The following is a 14,870-nucleotide window of genomic DNA, read 5'->3' as shown; positions in this document are numbered from 1 at the left end:
GCCGCGCTAGGTTACGGGGTGGAGGCCCTTATGTTCGAGGACCGGATTTCTGCCGGGCTTCAGCTGGCCGAGGAACTGGCTGAACTGCCGATGACAGACCCTGTCGTGCTGGCGCTGCCGCGGGGCGGGGTTCCTGTGGCGCTGCCCATTGCGCAGAAGCTGAACGCGCCGCTGGACCTGATCCTGATCCGCAAGATCGGCATGCCCTCCAACCCGGAGCTGGCGGCGGGTGCGCTGGCCGAGGGCAGCAATCCCATATTCAACGGCGCCCTGCTGCAGGCCACCGGCATGAAGCCGGAGGATTTCGCGTCGCAGGTTGCCGGGGCGCGGGAGGAAAATGCCGCCCGCCGCGCCGGCTATTTGCAAGGGCGCCCGCCGGTGGAGCTGGAAGGCCGCACAGCCATCGTGGTGGATGACGGCATCGCGACCGGCGCGACCTTTATGGCGGCGCATTTCTGGCTTAAGGAGCGCAAGCCGGCAGAGGTGATCCTGGCGGTGCCGGTGGCGCCGCCGGAAGCAGTGGACGAACTGCGCCCGCTGGTAGATACTCTGGTCTGCCTGCTGAGCCCCAGGGAATTCTGGGCGGTCGGCGCGCATTACAGGGATTTTGCACAGACCAGCGATGATGAGGTCACGGCTGCCTTGGCCGCTGCCCCGCAGGCTGGCGCAGGAAAGGACAAGACGTGGCATTGAAGGTATATCTCTCGGGTGAGATTCACACCGATTGGCGGGAGCAGATTATTGAAGGCGCAGAGGGGCTGGAGGTGAGCTTCAGCGCGCCGGTTACCGATCACGGCGCCAGCGACGATTGCGGCGTGGCTATTCTCGGCGCCGAGGAGAACAAGTACTGGCACGACCACAAGGGCGCGATGGTCAATGCGATCCGCACCCGCAAGGGGATCTCGGACGCTGATGTGGTCGTCGTGCGCTTTGGCGACAAATACAAGCAGTGGAATGCGGCCTTTGACGCGGGCTATGCCGCCGCGTTGGGCAAGTCGGTTATCGTGCTGAGCCCGCCGGAGCATCAGCACGCGCTGAAAGAGGTCCACGCAGCCGCGCTGGCAGTGGCAGAGGAGCCGCGCCAGGTTGTGGAGATCCTGCGCTATGTTCTGACTGGCAAGCTGCCTGGATGACCTGTCCGGTTCTGGAGACGGAGCGGCTGATCCTGCGCCCGCATAGGGTGCAGGATTTTGCAGCTGTGGCGGCGCTCTGGGCAGAGCCGGAGGTGGTGCGGTTCATCTCCGGCCAGCCTTCGACGCTGCAGGACAGCTGGACCCGGCTGCTGCGCTATATCGGCCATTGGCAGGCGCTGGGCTATGGCTATTGGGCGGTGACCCTGCGCGGCAGCGGCAAATTCATCGGCGAGGTGGGGTTTGCCGATTACCGGCGCGCGATGGAGCCGCCGCTGGTTGGCATTCCCGAAGCGGGCTGGGTGCTGGCGCCCGACATGCACGGCCGGGGGCTGGCAACCGAAGCGGTGCGCCGTATCCATCAGTGGGCGGCGGAGGCCACGGATTGGGCGGAGACCGCCTGTCTCCTTGACCCCTCTCACGCGGCGTCTCAGAAGGTGGCGCGCAAGCTGGGATACGCGCCTGCAGGCGAAGCGGTGTACAAGGGCGCCCCGGCGCTGGTCATGAAACGGGTGGTAGCGCGCGGCTGAGACGGGTTTCTCCCGTCCCTGAAGGCGCTTCCGGGGAAGCGCCATGCAGCGTTGGGCGTGGCGCCGCGCCTTGCGCGGCGCGGCGGTGCCCCGCTCGCTCGGTCGCCGCTGATTTTTGCGCCGGTTTTTCCTTTTTGCGGTCATTCAACGCTTCGTTAAGCGCCGCGGCCTAGGGTGCCGGAAAAGAAACCATACAGTAGACAGGGCAGCTGCTCGCTTCTGCGGGCGATGCCGGGACATGCCATGAAGAACCGCCGCAGGCCTCCCTCGCACATCACCCCGCAGATTGAGGACGCGGGCCTGTTCAAGCGCGAAGTGCGCGATGTTCCGGTGGAGCTGGTGCCGGTGTTCAGCCGCAACAACCGCCGGGATCTGGTGGTGAAGGGGGTCGTCCGGCCGGGGACCGAGATTGAGGTGGTTTTTGCCGGGCGCCGGATGCGCGAAGCGGCAGCCCTGGTGGAGCGGATGAAGAAATTGCGGGCGCAGGGGGTGCGCGCGGCAATGACCGGGCACGAGGCGATGACCCGGATCCAGCAGTTGCGGCTGCCGGTCCAGGTGCGGGGCACGTGGCGGCTGCGGTTTGAACCTGATGCTTCCGGCTGGGAGGTCAAAAGCTACCAGCTGCTGGCCGCGCAGTGGGCCTTTACCGATCTGGACGGGAGCACGGTGGTCTGCGGCTGGCCGCCCGAACCACCGCAGGACAGCCGGCTGGAGCGGGCCCGTGCGGCGCGGGCGCGCCAGGCCGCCGCCTGTGCCGCCACGGCCGCCCGCTCGCGCTGAGCCGGTTGCTGCCGAACCGCAAGACGCCCCGCCGCAGGCGGGGCGCCGGGCCCAACGGGATGAGGCCCGCAGGGGCCGAAGACGGGCGGGAGGGCCTCAGCCTTCTTTTTTGACTTCCACCGTATGCGGGTAGGGGATCGAGATGCCCTTGGCGTCGAACGCCTCTTTCACACCCTGCATCAGGGCAAATTTCAGCTCCCAGTAATCCTCGGCCTTGCACCAGAGCCGTGCGGTCAGATCGACGGAGCTGTCGCCCAGATTGGTGACCCGGACCCAAGGGGCAGGGTCCTGCAGCACCCGGGGGTCGGCATTCGCCTGCTCCAGGATGATTGCCTTGGCCTCTTCGGCGCTGTCGCCATAGTCGATGCCGAACACAAGGTCGGCGCGGCGGGTGGGGTGGTGCGAGAAGTTGGTGATGATCGCGCCCCAGGCCTGGCCGTTGGGCACGATGATCTGCACGTTGTCCGGCGTCGCCAGTTCGGTCACAAAGAGGTTCAGGTCCTTCACAGTGCCCGAGGTGCCGCCGATATCGACAAACTGGCCGATCTTGTAGGGGCGGAACAGGATCAGCATGAACCCCGCGGCCAGATCGCTGAGCGTGCCCTGCAGTGCCAGGCCGATCGCCAGGGTGGCAGCACCCAGCATGGCGACCAGGCTGGTGGCCTCGATCCCGAAGATGTTGAGGACGGCGACCAGCACCACCAGGAGCAGCACCCAGCGTACTGTGCTGGCGGCAAAATTGCCCAGTGTCGGGTCGATCTGCGGCGTGCTGTTGATCCGCCGCCGCACCACGCTGCTGATCCAGCCGGTGGCAATCCAGCCGAGGATCAGCACCACCAGCGCCTTGGCGCCACTTACCAGCAGAGGCCAATAGGCGCCTGCTTGTTCCATCATCTGTTCCATGTCCGCTGTCCCTCCGCGCTGTCATTCGTTGCGCCGGACTGTCGTGGAACAGCCGGGCTGTGGCAATAGGGCGCAGCGGGGAAAGTTCGGGCGGCGAAGGCTCAACCTGTGCGGGCGGATTGGGGCCGCCGCAAGCCAGTTCCGGCATGTGCTGTGGACCGCAAGCAGGAGCTGCTGGCTGGGCAGCAGCTCCTGCTTGCCGTTAGAACAGGAACAGATCGGCGGTAACGTCCTCTGCATCGAAACCGCTGAGGGTGATGGAAACATTGGCAAAACTGACTTCGGCGCCGCTGTCCGTTTGCGAAACCGTAAGATCGGAGAAACCGGAGGCGCCGCGTTTGATCCGGATCAGGTCCTCGCCGGTGTCGAAATTCAGGATCGTGTCAGAGCCGTCTCCGCGCTTGAAGACGAAGAGGTCAGCGCCATCGCCGCCATCCAGGGTGTCGTTGCCCTTGTTGCCATACAGGACGTCTTTACCGTCACCGCCGTGCAGGCTGTCGTTGCCGTTGCCGCCCAGAAGCTTGTCCGCGCCGGATCCGCCCTCGATGGTATCCTTGCCGCCGCGGCCTTTAAGAACATCTTTGCCGATGCCGCCGGAAATGGAATCGGCGCCCGCTCCGGCGGAGACAGTATCCGCCCCGCGTCCGGAATCGATAGTTTCGCTGCCGTCCAGCTTGTAGTACTGACCGGGCCGGATGTTATCGTCTTCGTTAGAACCGCTGATGGTCCAGTCTTCACCGTTCACGAAAGATACAAACTGGTCGAGATCGAACCGGCCCGTGGCCGTGGTGGCGGTGCGGCTGGTCAGGTCGAATAGGCCGTCCGCGCTGACATCGACGCCGTCCAGCACCAGTTTATCGATGGTATGAAACGACGGGGTCAGGGAAATCTCAGCATATTCAAATTCGGTGATGCTGCCGGTGATGAAATAGCTGCCTGAGCCGGGTACCCGCAGGTCGTCGCCGAAAAGGCTCACAGAATAGGGGTAGTTGTAGATCAGCAGGAAGGTGCCGGTGTCGTATTTGTTGCTCAGCTGCGCACCGTTGAAAGTTGCAACAAGCCCGGCCATCTGAGTTTGCAGAGACCCGGTCACAGTCATTGTCGGCATGAACTCAACCCTTGATAAGTTTCACAGTCGTTAAAAGTGCTGGCAAGGAGGGGCTACACTAAGGGTTGCGGCGATTTCAAGGATCAGCCGTATCGCTTGTCCCTCGCTTTCCGTCAGGTCAAGCCTCTGGAGATCCGCGGGCGGCTGAGATGCCCGCATCGGGAACAGAAAAGCCCCGCCGGTCCGGCGGGGCTTTTCCGGTGCGGCTGGGGATGCCCCGCCAGAACACACAAGCGACAGGCGGGGCGCTGGTTAGACCAGGTCGAATTCGTCCGCGCCCATTTCCTCAGCAGTTTCCGGCTCCGGCATGGCATAATCGTCCAGGCTCAGCGCTGCCATCAGGTCCTCTCCGGACAGATCCTCTGTGCCGCTGAGAGCATCATCATAGGCCGCCAGCAGCGCATCGGCGTCCGCGAAACCGCCCTCCGGTGCTGCAATGCGGAACAGCTCTTCCTGGGTGCCGTCCTCGCCAGGGCCGTAAAAGACCACGCTCTCCACTGCGGCCAGATCGCCGCCAATCTCATCCGACAGGTAGTAAGACAGGTAGTTTTCAAAGGTGGGCTCGGTTCCCTCGGGAAGCGCAGGCACACTGTAGGGGTTCGGATCGGGTTCTTCGTCCAGAATGTAGGTGCCCCCCAGCGGGTCGCCGGTTTCGGAAAACACCTCCCCGAAGAAAACCTTGCCATAGACGGGCTCTTCCGGCTCCACCGGCTCCTCAGGATCGCTGCTGACGGCCTTGATGGAACCTGAGTCGGTGGTGGTGGATGTGGCGCGGATGCCGAAGACGTCGATTTCATCCAGGTCTTCGATGTCCAGGGCAACCGTCATTGTGTCCCCGGCATGCAGGTAGGTTTCCTTGGTTTCCCCCTCCGGGCCAAGGCCGGGGCTGCTGAGTTCAGTGGCCTCGTCCCACTGCACCTTTTCGCCGTCCAGCCTGGCACCGTTCATGTTCAGCGGGCCGCCCAGGGACTCGCTCGAGCCGGAAAAGTCATCATCGCCGAAATAGACCGCGTTCACGTCCATGGCGCCGTCATCGACCGTAATATCGGCAAAGAACTCGCCGTTTTCCTCGTAAACGGTGACGGTGTAGGAGAGGCCCTCTACCGCGTAGGTGAATACCTTGGAGCTGTCAGGCATAGGGGTGGTTTCCCTTTTGGCCGGAAATGGCTGAGCGGCCTTGCCCTGCCGGCCGTTACTGTTCAGACATGCCGCATTTTCACAAATTCGCCTTATTTTTAACAAAATTGCCCGGGGCTAAAAAACCACTCAGCCGGGAACAAACCTTGGTGATTGTCTCCAACAGGTGAACGGTAGCTGGACCGGGCGTGCTGGCTGCCGGCGGCGCGCTGGAGGTGCCGCAAAGAAAAAGCCCCGCTGGTCTGGCGGGGCTTCTCTTGTGCGCTTTGCTTGCGGGCTTGGGCCTTACTGCTTCAGCGCCAGTTTCGGCGACAGCACGTCCATGCCGAGGGCCTCGCCCACCGCGTAGTAGGTCAGCTGGCCTGCGTGCACGTTCAGGCCGTTCAGCAGGTGCGGGTCGTCCTCGCAGGCCTTGCGCCAGCCTTTGTTGGCCAGGTTCAGCATGAAGGGCAGGGTCGCATTGCCAAGGGCCTGGGTCGAGGTGCGCGCCACGGCGCCCGGCATGTTGGCCACGCAGTAGTGCATGATGCCGTCGACCTCATAGATCGGCTCGGCGTGAGTGGTGGCCTTGGAGGTCTCGAAGCAGCCGCCCTGGTCGATGGCGACGTCCACCAGCACCGCGCCCGGCTTCATTTCGGACAGCTGTGCGCGGGAGACCAGTTTCGGTGCCGCCGCGCCCGGGATCAGAACCGCGCCGATCACCATGTCGGCCTCGCGCACCAGCTCAGCCGTTGCGCCGGCGGTGGAGTACTGGTTCTTGAAGGTGCGGCCAAAGACGTCGTCCAAGTATTTCAGGCGGGTCAGCGATCGGTCGAGGATGGTCACATCCGCGCCCATGCCGGCCGCAACCTTGGCTGCGTGGGTGCCGACGACGCCGCCGCCGATCACCACAACCTTGGCCGGGGCCACACCGGGCACGCCGCCCATCAGCACGCCGCGGCCGCCGTTGGCCTTTTGCAGGGTCCAGGCGCCGACCTGCGGGGCCAGGCGGCCGGCCACTTCGGACATCGGCGCCAGCAGCGGCAGGCCGCCGCGGTCGTCGGTGACGGTTTCATAGGCGATGGCGGTGCAGCCGGATTCCAGCAGGTCGTGGGTCTGCTCCGGATCGGGCGCCAGGTGCAGGTAGGTGAACAGCAGCTGGCCTTCGCGTAGCATCTTGCGCTCAACCGCCTGCGGTTCCTTGACCTTGACGATCATGTCTGCGGTGGCAAAGATTTCCTCGGCGGTGTCGAGGATTGCGGCACCGGCGGAGACATAGTCCTCGTCGGTGAAACCTGCGCCCATGCCGGCGCCTTTCTGAATGACAACCTCATGGCCGTGGCTGACGGCCTCGCGGGCGGCGTCGGGGGTCATGCCAACGCGGAATTCCTGCGGTTTGATCTCGGTGGGGCAGCCGATCTTCATGTGAGTCTCTCCTCCAAATCAGTCTGCGGTCATTTTGCCGCAGGCGGCGGAAAAGGTGCTGCTTTTTTGGGCAGAATAAAAACATGCCTTTCGAAGAATCTTCGTCTATACAGGCGAAACTGAGCAAGGATCTTCGAGAAATGTCTTTGGACGAAACAGATCGTCGCATACTTTCGGTACTGCAAAAGCAGGGCCGCATTTCCAATGCCGACCTGTCGGAGCGGGTGAACCTGTCGGCCTCGGCCTGCCACCGGCGGGTGCAGCGGCTGGAGGCGGAGGGGTACATCCGGGATTATGTCGCGCTGCTGGATGCGCGCAAGATGAATGTGCCGTCCACGGTGTTTGTCGAGATCACCCTGTCCGGACAGGCGGATGAGGTGCTGGACGCGTTTGAGAAGGCGGTGTCCAGAATCCCGGACGTGCTGGAATGCCATCTGATGGCGGGAACAGCGGATTACATCCTGAAGGTGGTGGCGGAAAACACCGAGGATTTCGCCCGCATCCACCGCCAGCATCTGGCGCGCCTGCCGGGAGTGGCGCAGATGCAGTCGAGCTTTGCGCTGCGCACCGTGTTCAAGACCACAGCGCTGCCGGTCTGAGGCGCTGGCGGGGGTGTTTTGCGTGCACCGTCTGTACACCCCCTGTGCACCCCCTGAGTGCCCTCCGCGCCAGAGCGGGCAGCTGATGCGCCAGCCGGTTGCGTGGGCGGGCCCGGGCTTTTGGCTTGAATCCCGGCGGGATTTCCGGTTGCCTTAAAGGAAGCTGCCAACCCGCGGTCTCCGGTCCGGAGGCGCAAATGGCAGATGGTTTTCCGTTGCGCGCAGCCAGGTATTCCGCGGCTGTTCCCGCGGGATGACATCAAACATTCACATGCTGCCGGTAAAAGGCAGCGTTTGCACCACCTGACAAGGAAGGAACCCTGCCCGTGACCCGCGAATTTGAAACCGCATCCCTGGACTGGCTGGAAGCGGAGCTGCAGGACACGCTGGACGAGGATATCGAGATCGAATTCTCCGAGCCGATGCTGAGCCAGGAGATCCGCAAGATCTACCGCGAGCAGCACCCGGAGATGCTCGACCGGCAGGTCTATTTCCGCAACCTCTTGCGGCTGCAGGCGGAGCTGATCAAGGTGCAGGACTGGGTGCAGCATTCCGGCGCGAAGGTCTGCATCCTGTTCGAAGGCCGCGATGCGGCAGGCAAGGGCGGGGTGATCAAGCGGATCACCCAGCGTCTGGATCCGCGGGTGGCGCGGGTGGTGGCGCTGCCGGCGCCGAACCGCCGCGAGCAGAGCCAGTGGTTCTTTCAGCGTTATGTGCCGCATCTGCCCGCAGGCGGCGAGATCGTGCTGTTCGACCGTTCCTGGTACAATCGCGCGGGCGTCGAGCGGGTGATGGGCTTTGCCAGCGACGACCAGGTTGAGCAGTTCTTTCAGGACGTTCCGGAATTTGAGCGGATGCTGGTGCGGTCGGGCATCATCCTGCTGAAATACTGGTTCTCTATCACCGACGAGGAGCAGCAGTTGCGGTTCATGATGCGCATTCACGACCCGATGAAGCAGTGGAAGCTGTCGCCGATGGATCTGGAAAGCCGGATCCGCTGGGAGCATTACACCAAGGCTAAGGAGGAGATGTTCAAGCGCACCAACATCCCCGAGGCCCCCTGGTACATCGTCGAGGGCAACGACAAGAAGCGCGAGCGGCTGAACTGCATCGAGCACCTGCTGACCAAGATCCCTTATGAGGAGGTGCCGGGCGAGAAGGTGGTGCTGCCGGACCGCAAGTACAATCCGGATTACGAACGGCAGGTGCTGCCGGATGAGCTGTACGTGCCGAAGATTTACTGAGGTTCGAGCCCCCAGAAGCCGGGGCCGGAACAGGCAAAAGGGCGCGCCGCAGCGCGCCCTTTCACCGTTTGCCCGGTGGGGATCAGAACAGGAAGTCGCCTGCGCTGAGATCCTGTGCGGTGATGCCTGCCAGCAGCATGCTGTCGCCGTCGATGTCGCTGATCAGCAGGCCGTTTGCGGTCTGGCTGGCGTGGTTGCTCATTAGGTCGGAGAAACCGCCGATGCCATCCGCCGCGCCCAGGTCGATACGCTCGCCGCTGGCGTTCGGGTTGAAATCGGTAACGGTGTCGTCGCCGCTGCTGAAGACAAAGATGTCGGCACCGCTTTTGCCGGTCAGCCGGTCGTTGCCCGAACCGCCGTCCAGGGTGTCGTTGCCGCCGCCGCCGAACAGCTTGTCTTTGCCGGAGCCGCCGTTCAGGTCGTCCGCGCCGCCGCCGCCGCGCAGGACGTCGTTGCCCGAACCGCCATCCAGGCCGTCGCCGCCGGCTCTGCCAAGCAGCTTGTCGCGGCCGTCATTGCCGCTGAGGCTGTCACCGCCGCTGCTGCCGGTCAGGGTGTCGTTGCCGCCCAGACCGTCGAGGGTGCCTGCGCTGCTGAGGGTCAGGCTGTCATCGCCGGCGGTTGCACCGGTGCCGGTGCCGCCGCCGGACCCGCCGCCGGAACTACCGGTGTCGAGCTGCAGCCCGGCGCTGGTCTTGGCGAAATTCTGGGTGACCATGACGGCGTCCCAGCCGTTGAAGTTGCCTTGCTCGATGCCGATGCCGATCACCTCGACATTCGCGTTCAGGATGTTGGCGCGGTGGCCGGGGCTGTTCATCAGCGAATTGTGCAGGTCGACGACGTCATCGGAGAGGCCGGCCGCGCCGCGTTCGCTTTGCCAAGCGATGTTTTCGGCCCAGGTCCAGCTGCCGGAGAAGACAAAGCCAGCGTCCTTCATCCGGTCGCCGGCGCTGGAGCCGCCCGCGCCGGTGTGGGAGAACACATCCTGCTGCAGCATCCACTCGCTGTGGTCTTCTGACGAATCGTTGAGGCGCAGCTCCAGCTGCACTGGATTGAGCCCGCGCGAGGTGCGCTCGGCGTTGATCAGGTCGAGCATCTGGCGCTCGAGTTCGCTTGCCTGTGACATCGTGTACTGCTCCGTGAGTGGGCCGGCTGTGCGGCGGTGCGCCAACCGGTTAACGGAATTTCAGAGCGCTGGAAGGGCGGCTGGGCACAAGGGCGGTTTTGCGGCGAAGCTCTGCCCGAAGCCCGGGGCGCGATACGCGGAAACCTGCGCGCAGAGCGGGCCCAGGCAGGCCGGATCCGCGGCAGGCGCCATCCCGCCGCCGGGCAGAGGCAAGAGGCGGTGCAGGATTCGCCCTGTTGCTGCCGGGGGCGGCGGCCGGGGCTGGATTTGCAAACGGAAGAATCGGGCAGGCCGGGCGCCGGCGGGGGGAAGCTGGCGGCGCCCGGCAGCAATGAAAACCCGGAGTGGCGTGCCTTGTTTGCAGGGACCAAGACGGGCGCCGGTTTAATTGGGGGGGGCGCGCGGCCTGCCCCGGGTTTCAGTGTTCCGGGTGTTCCAAGCCCGGGCGGCGGGGCAAGGTTAGGGAAACGCATCTGGTTTGCCTGGCCGCGAACCCTGTATAGCAGAGTGTAAAGAAGAAATACACCCTAAAGATGTAGTTCAAAGCATTTCACGATCTTTGCGTGTGCTGCAAAAAGGCCGCCCCAAGTTTGCGGCCCGTTCAAATGACAAACCCCCGGGCGGAGCCGCGGGGGTTGTCTGAACTTTTGTTCCGGCGTGGTCCGGGGACCTGCCGTAGTGCTGTCCAAAGCTGGAGAGCCAGGTGTGCTTAGAGCAGACCTTCGCGCTGGGCTTTCTTGCGTGCCAGTTTACGGGCACGGCGGATCGCTTCAGCTTTCTCGCGCGCTTTTTTCTCGGACGGCTTTTCGAAATGTTGCTTGAGCTTCATTTCGCGGAAGACGCCTTCACGCTGCAGCTTTTTCTTCAGGGCACGAAGCGCCTGATCGACGTTGTTGTCGCGAACACTAACCTGCATGTGGTATTCACCACCTTTCTAAGTTTTGAGTTGCAAGGAAGATTGCAGGAAGTGGCCATATAGCAAAGCGCCGCTAATTTGTCTAGTAGGGTGTCAGGACACTGCCAGCTGGAGGGTGAGATGACCGAAGACCAGGATCACGCGCAGGACGATATCAGGGAAAAGCTGCTGGATGCGGCGCTGTTGCATGTGCCGTTCGACGGCTGGTCGGAGGTCACGTTCCGGGCCGCCTGCCAGGACGCCGATGTGCCGGAGGTGCTGGCCCATGCGGTCTGCCCGCGCGGCGGGGTGGATCTGGCGCTGGCCTATCATGCGCGCGGCGATTCGCGGATGCTGGAGCGGCTGCAGGCGGAGGATCTGTCGGGGATGCGGTTCCGCGACAAGGTCGCAGCAGCGGTGCGGTTCCGGCTGGAGGCGGTTGACGACAAGGAGGCGGTGCGCCGCGGCACCACGCTGCTGACGCTGCCGCAGTATGCCGGCGACGGGGTCAAGGCGATCTGGGGCACCTGCGATCTGATCTGGGAGGCGCTGGGCGACGGCTCGGATGATCTGAACTGGTACACCAAGCGCGCGTCGCTGGCGGGCGTCTATTCCGCCACGGTTCTTTATTGGCTGGGCGATGACAGCCTGGACCATCAGGCGACCTGGGATTTCCTGGACCGGCGGATCGACAACGTGATGGACTTTGAGAAGCTGAAGGCGGGGCTGCAGAAGAACCCGCTGCTGAAGCCGTTTCTGGTGGGGCCGAACTGGCTGGCGGAGCAGATCAAGCCGCCGAAAGGCCGCGATGATCTGCCGGGATCGCTGAACCCGCGGCGCTGAGGCGGAACGCGCAGCTGCCTGACAGCGGCCAGTGCTTCCGCCGGCCGCGCTGTGTGTAATTTGCGGCGGCTGCCTTATCGCACCCGGTTCACAAGGTGCCGCACGCTGACCGGAAGCACCACAACGAGTGTGAAGTCTCAGGGCTTCACCGCGATCTGGCTCACATAGGACATGAACCCGAAAAACGTCTTGGCAGAGACCCTGCGCCTGGCTTCTGATTTCAGGGCTTCTGAGGTTTCGGCAAACAGGAGGCCGTCCTCGACCATACGGTCGGCGCCGCGGTCGATCACCGTGAGAAAATACGCAGCCTCGCCCTCTGCAACGTATCCGTGGCCTGTTCTGGCGCCGAGCTGGAACCCGTGTTCGGTCAGAATGCCGGAAATCCGGCGCATGATCCAAAGATTGGTGACATTCTGATTGATCATGAACTTGATGAGTTGATCCAGCGGATCGAAGTCAGCGATTTGGGCTGTGGCGGTGCTGTAGTCTCCATCGCAGACCGCCAGAATGCCGCGCGGCTTCAAGAGGCGGTACGCTTCTCGAACAACCTCTTCAGGGCCGGGCACATGGCATAGCAATGTGTGCATGACGATCAGGTCAAACGTCTCGTCTGCAAGTCCCGTGTCTTTGGCATCCCCGGTACTGAAGCTGAGGCGGTCATCGTCCGCAAAGCTTTTACGGGCCCGGCGCACCATTACCGGTGAAGGTTCAATCCCATGAGCGGTTGCAGCACCTGCCAGCTCTAACAGGTCCCTGGTGACATGCCCGGTGCCGGAGCCCAGCTCCAGTGCTGCGGCGTTTTCGGGCAGGCCCAGCTTCTCAAGATAAGCCTTCCGGATTGCGACCTGCGCAGGTTCCAGGCAGCGGGCTTCCATTGCGTCAGCGATCCGCTCTTGCAGGGCGGTATCCTGAGCGCCGAGATTCGAATACGGATCGGCCATTCTTCACCTCAATTGCATCTTTCCGGACATTTGTAAGTTAGCTGGGTCAACCCAAATTGCCATGCGCGGAGGGCTGCCTCGAACACGGCGGGGAGGGCAGTACCGGCGTGTTCAGCCGCCAGAGGGTGTCCGCAAACCATCCAGACTGCGGCGCCTTTGCTGTTTGCGCGCACCGGGCCGGATGCTAGGCAGGGGCAAGGATCAGGAGGACAAATTCCGATGACAGAGATGATGCGCGCGGTGGAGATCACGAAACCCGGCGGGCCGGAGGTGTTGCAGCTGTGCCAGCGCCCGGTGCCGCAGCCGGGCCATGGCGAGGTCGTGATCAAGGTGGCCTATGCCGGCGTGAACCGTCCCGATGCGCTGCAGCGCGCCGGCGCCTATGATCCGCCAAAGGGCGCCAGCGACCTGCCGGGGCTGGAGGCCTCGGGCGAGGTTGCGGCCGTGGGCGCGGGTGTCAGCGGCATAAGCGAAGGCGATCTGGTCTGTGCGCTGCTGCCCGGCGGCGGCTATGCCGAATATGTGGCGACGCCGGCGGCGCATTGCTTGCCCGTCCCGGAAGGGCTGGACCTGAAACAGGCGGCGTGTTTGCCGGAGACCTTCTTTACCGTCTGGTCCAATGTCTTCACCCGCGGCGGGCTGAAAGCGGGCGAGCGGTTCCTGGTGCATGGCGGCTCTTCGGGCATTGGCACGACGGCAATCCAGCTGGCCCGGGAGTTCGGGGCGCGGGTATTTGCCACGGCCGGTTCGGATGAAAAGTGCCAGGCCTGCCTGGATTTGGGCGCCGAGCGGGCGATCAACTACCGCGACGAGGACTTCGTCAAGGTGATGCGCGAGGAAGGCGGCGCCGATCTGGTGCTGGATATGGTTGGCGGCGACTACATCCCGCGCAACGTCAAGGCGCTGGCCGAAGACGGGCGGCTGGTGCAGATCGCCTTTCTGCAAGGGCCGAAGGTGGAGCTGAACTTTGCCCTGATGATGGTCAAGCGGCTGACGCTGACCGGCTCGACCCTGCGGCCGCAGAGCGATCTGGCCAAGGCGCAGATTGCCCAGGATCTGGCCGAGGCGGTCTGGCCCTTGATCGAGGCGGGCAAGGTTGCGCCGGTGATGGACAGCGAGTTTGCGCTGGAGGACGCGGCCGCAGCGCACGCCCGGATGGAAAGCTCCGGCCATATCGGCAAGATCGTTTTGAAGGTCGGCTGACGCCTTAGGGTTTCACGCAACAGGGCCGGCGGATCCGCCGGCCCTGTTTTGATTGCGCGGCTGCTACTTCACGGCGCGCCGGTACAGGTGCCAGGTGGCATGGCCCAGAACCGGCACGACGATGATCAGCCCGGCCAGGAACGGGATCGCGCCGATCACCAGCGCTGAGCCGACGAGCGCGCCCCAGGTCATGCAGACGACGGGGTTCTTGCGCATCACCCTGATAGAGGTGGCCACCGCCACCGGCAGGCCGACGTGGCGGTCCAGCAGCAGCGGGAAAGACACGATGCTCATCGCCAGCGCGGCGAAGGCAAAGACTGCGCCCACCACGCCGCCGGCAATCGCCATGGTCCACCCTGCGCGGGTGGTCAGCACGTCGGCGGCGAAGCTTGTGATCGAGGCCGGCGGCTCCGGCCCCAGGGTTCGGCTGTAGATCATGTCAGCCGCCACCAGCCAGATGACGAACAGCGCCGCCAGATACAGCCCCAGCACCAGAATGGCGCCAAAGGACGGCGAGCGGATGACGCTGAAGGCATCCACCCAGCGCGGCTCCAAACCTTCTTCGCGGCGCTTGGACATTTCATAGAGGCCGATTGCTGCGACCGGGCCGAGGATCGCAAATCCCATGATCATCGGCACGATCAGCGGCAAGAGGTTCATCGACAGGCTCATCACGATCAGCGCAATGCCGATCAGCGGATAGAACAGCACCAGGAACATCGCATCGCTGCGGCAGGCTGCAAAATCCTCCAGACCCGCGGCCAAAGAATGGATGATGTCATCCATGCTCAGGTCGCGTGCCTGCGGCAGCTCCTTGACGCCGTCGCTGCCCATTTCGCCGACGGTTTCGCCGATATGGTGCCCGGTGGTTTCTGCACCCTGCAGAAGCCAGCTGAGCGGGTTACCGATTGTCTTTGCCATGCGCTTCCTCCTCCTCGCTGACCAAAACGGAAGTGCCGTTCAGGCAGGGCCGGGCGCGGCACGTGGGCTTATTGTAGCACGAAACACGGCAAAGTCTGCTTCACAG

16 protein-coding genes are annotated in these 14,870 nt (G+C 63.8%); 8 read left to right on the top strand and 8 right to left on the bottom strand.

The window, feature by feature from the left end; all coding sequences use genetic code 11:
- The first annotated feature begins 30 nt into the window (after window positions 1-30).
- The 4 genes from ACTRWG_RS05255 (at window position 31) to ACTRWG_RS05240 (ending at window position 2,440) form a co-directional block, all read left to right on the top strand.
- Window positions 31-693, top strand: a complete 663-nt coding sequence (locus ACTRWG_RS05255; RefSeq protein WP_027235264.1) for a phosphoribosyltransferase — start codon at window positions 31-33, stop codon at window positions 691-693.
- Window positions 684-1,133, top strand: coding sequence for a YtoQ family protein (locus tag ACTRWG_RS05250; protein ID WP_027235263.1), 450 nt, complete (start codon window positions 684-686; stop codon window positions 1,131-1,133). Before ACTRWG_RS05255 ends, ACTRWG_RS05250 begins: the two co-directional genes overlap by 10 nt.
- On the top strand, window positions 1,130-1,660 hold the full coding sequence (locus tag ACTRWG_RS05245; protein ID WP_027235262.1) for a GNAT family N-acetyltransferase: 531 nt from the start codon (window positions 1,130-1,132) through the stop codon (window positions 1,658-1,660). Before ACTRWG_RS05250 ends, ACTRWG_RS05245 begins: the two co-directional genes overlap by 4 nt.
- A gap of 243 nt (window positions 1,661-1,903) precedes the next feature.
- Complete coding sequence (locus ACTRWG_RS05240; protein ID WP_027235261.1) at window positions 1,904-2,440, top strand: hypothetical protein; 537 nt, start codon at window positions 1,904-1,906, stop codon at window positions 2,438-2,440.
- A 96-nt stretch (window positions 2,441-2,536) separates the two neighbouring features.
- On the opposite strand, the gene ACTRWG_RS05235 is transcribed toward ACTRWG_RS05240, so the two are convergent.
- The 4 genes from ACTRWG_RS05235 to ald all read right to left on the bottom strand — a co-directional run bounded on the left by ACTRWG_RS05235 (window position 2,537) and on the right by ald (window position 6,992).
- Window positions 2,537-3,343 carry a mechanosensitive ion channel family protein gene (locus ACTRWG_RS05235; protein WP_027235260.1) on the bottom strand — a complete coding sequence of 269 codons (807 nt, stop codon included), beginning with the start codon at window positions 3,341-3,343 and terminating at the stop codon, window positions 2,537-2,539.
- A gap of 202 nt (window positions 3,344-3,545) precedes the next feature.
- Window positions 3,546-4,451: a calcium-binding protein gene (locus ACTRWG_RS05230; RefSeq protein WP_154667762.1), complete on the bottom strand. Its 906-nt coding sequence runs from the start codon at window positions 4,449-4,451 to the stop codon at window positions 3,546-3,548.
- Between the two features lie 252 nt (window positions 4,452-4,703).
- A complete protein-coding gene (locus ACTRWG_RS05225) occupies window positions 4,704-5,588 on the bottom strand; it encodes a hypothetical protein (RefSeq protein ID WP_462829059.1) in 885 nt (294 codons plus the stop codon).
- A 285-nt stretch (window positions 5,589-5,873) separates the two neighbouring features.
- Window positions 5,874-6,992 carry an alanine dehydrogenase gene (gene ald, locus ACTRWG_RS05220; RefSeq protein WP_027235258.1) on the bottom strand — a complete coding sequence of 373 codons (1,119 nt, stop codon included), beginning with the start codon at window positions 6,990-6,992 and terminating at the stop codon, window positions 5,874-5,876.
- A 140-nt stretch (window positions 6,993-7,132) separates the two neighbouring features.
- On the opposite strand from ald, the gene ACTRWG_RS05215 reads away from it, so the two are divergent.
- Window positions 7,133-7,591, top strand: coding sequence for an Lrp/AsnC family transcriptional regulator (locus tag ACTRWG_RS05215; protein ID WP_008556791.1), 459 nt, complete (start codon window positions 7,133-7,135; stop codon window positions 7,589-7,591).
- A gap of 326 nt (window positions 7,592-7,917) precedes the next feature.
- Window positions 7,918-8,835, top strand: a complete 918-nt coding sequence (gene ppk2 / locus ACTRWG_RS05210; protein ID WP_027235257.1) for a polyphosphate kinase 2 — start codon at window positions 7,918-7,920, stop codon at window positions 8,833-8,835.
- 82 nt (window positions 8,836-8,917) lie between these two features.
- Here the strand turns inward: ppk2 and ACTRWG_RS05205 are convergent, their stop codons facing one another.
- Together ACTRWG_RS05205 and rpsU are read right to left on the bottom strand one after the other, a co-directional pair.
- Complete coding sequence (locus ACTRWG_RS05205) at window positions 8,918-9,961, bottom strand: CAP domain-containing protein (protein WP_027235256.1); 1,044 nt, start codon at window positions 9,959-9,961, stop codon at window positions 8,918-8,920.
- 709 nt (window positions 9,962-10,670) lie between these two features.
- A complete protein-coding gene (rpsU, locus tag ACTRWG_RS05200; protein WP_005614280.1) occupies window positions 10,671-10,877 on the bottom strand; it encodes a 30S ribosomal protein S21 in 207 nt (68 codons plus the stop codon).
- A gap of 120 nt (window positions 10,878-10,997) precedes the next feature.
- Here rpsU and ACTRWG_RS05195 point away from each other — a divergent pair, with 120 nt between their 5' ends.
- Window positions 10,998-11,699, top strand: coding sequence for a COQ9 family protein (locus ACTRWG_RS05195; RefSeq protein ID WP_027235255.1), 702 nt, complete (start codon window positions 10,998-11,000; stop codon window positions 11,697-11,699).
- Between the two features lie 137 nt (window positions 11,700-11,836).
- Here the strand turns inward: ACTRWG_RS05195 and ACTRWG_RS05190 are convergent, their stop codons facing one another.
- Window positions 11,837-12,640 (bottom strand): class I SAM-dependent methyltransferase, encoded by an 804-nt coding sequence (locus ACTRWG_RS05190; protein ID WP_462829058.1) that lies wholly within the window; start codon window positions 12,638-12,640, stop codon window positions 11,837-11,839.
- 219 nt (window positions 12,641-12,859) lie between these two features.
- Here ACTRWG_RS05190 and ACTRWG_RS05185 point away from each other — a divergent pair, with 219 nt between their 5' ends.
- A complete protein-coding gene (locus tag ACTRWG_RS05185; protein WP_462829057.1) occupies window positions 12,860-13,843 on the top strand; it encodes an NAD(P)H-quinone oxidoreductase in 984 nt (327 codons plus the stop codon).
- Between the two features lie 63 nt (window positions 13,844-13,906).
- Here ACTRWG_RS05185 and ACTRWG_RS05180 read toward each other — a convergent pair whose 3' ends face one another.
- Window positions 13,907-14,764, bottom strand: a complete 858-nt coding sequence (locus ACTRWG_RS05180) for a DUF2189 domain-containing protein (RefSeq protein ID WP_260002986.1) — start codon at window positions 14,762-14,764, stop codon at window positions 13,907-13,909.
- Window positions 14,765-14,870 lie beyond the last annotated feature (106 nt).

This window comes from Leisingera sp. G5_S3_59_S7 (assembly GCF_054968485.1).
This window is presented reverse-complemented; position numbering and strand designations above follow the sequence as displayed.

What these genes read in the sequence shown, in the direction of transcription:
- ACTRWG_RS05255 (WP_027235264.1), top strand. Translation starts at nt 31, where the DNA reads ATGTTCGAGGACCGGATTTCTGCCGGGCTTCAGCTGGCCGAGGAACTG.
- ACTRWG_RS05235 (WP_027235260.1), bottom strand. Translation starts at nt 3,343, where the DNA reads ATGGAACAGATGATGGAACAAGCAGGCGCCTATTGGCCTCTGCTGGTA.
- ACTRWG_RS05190 (WP_462829058.1), bottom strand. Translation starts at nt 12,640, where the DNA reads ATGGCCGATCCGTATTCGAATCTCGGCGCTCAGGATACCGCCCTGCAA.
- ACTRWG_RS05245 (WP_027235262.1), top strand. Translation starts at nt 1,130, where the DNA reads ATGACCTGTCCGGTTCTGGAGACGGAGCGGCTGATCCTGCGCCCGCAT.
- ACTRWG_RS05195 (WP_027235255.1), top strand. Translation starts at nt 10,998, where the DNA reads ATGACCGAAGACCAGGATCACGCGCAGGACGATATCAGGGAAAAGCTG.
- ACTRWG_RS05225 (WP_462829059.1), bottom strand. Translation starts at nt 5,588, where the DNA reads ATGCCTGACAGCTCCAAGGTATTCACCTACGCGGTAGAGGGCCTCTCC.
- ACTRWG_RS05180 (WP_260002986.1), bottom strand. Translation starts at nt 14,764, where the DNA reads ATGGCAAAGACAATCGGTAACCCGCTCAGCTGGCTTCTGCAGGGTGCA.
- rpsU (WP_005614280.1), bottom strand. Translation starts at nt 10,877, where the DNA reads ATGCAGGTTAGTGTTCGCGACAACAACGTCGATCAGGCGCTTCGTGCC.
- ACTRWG_RS05240 (WP_027235261.1), top strand. Translation starts at nt 1,904, where the DNA reads ATGAAGAACCGCCGCAGGCCTCCCTCGCACATCACCCCGCAGATTGAG.
- ACTRWG_RS05215 (WP_008556791.1), top strand. Translation starts at nt 7,133, where the DNA reads ATGTCTTTGGACGAAACAGATCGTCGCATACTTTCGGTACTGCAAAAG.
- ACTRWG_RS05230 (WP_154667762.1), bottom strand. Translation starts at nt 4,451, where the DNA reads ATGCCGACAATGACTGTGACCGGGTCTCTGCAAACTCAGATGGCCGGG.
- ald (WP_027235258.1), bottom strand. Translation starts at nt 6,992, where the DNA reads ATGAAGATCGGCTGCCCCACCGAGATCAAACCGCAGGAATTCCGCGTT.
- ACTRWG_RS05185 (WP_462829057.1), top strand. Translation starts at nt 12,860, where the DNA reads ATGACAGAGATGATGCGCGCGGTGGAGATCACGAAACCCGGCGGGCCG.
- ACTRWG_RS05205 (WP_027235256.1), bottom strand. Translation starts at nt 9,961, where the DNA reads ATGTCACAGGCAAGCGAACTCGAGCGCCAGATGCTCGACCTGATCAAC.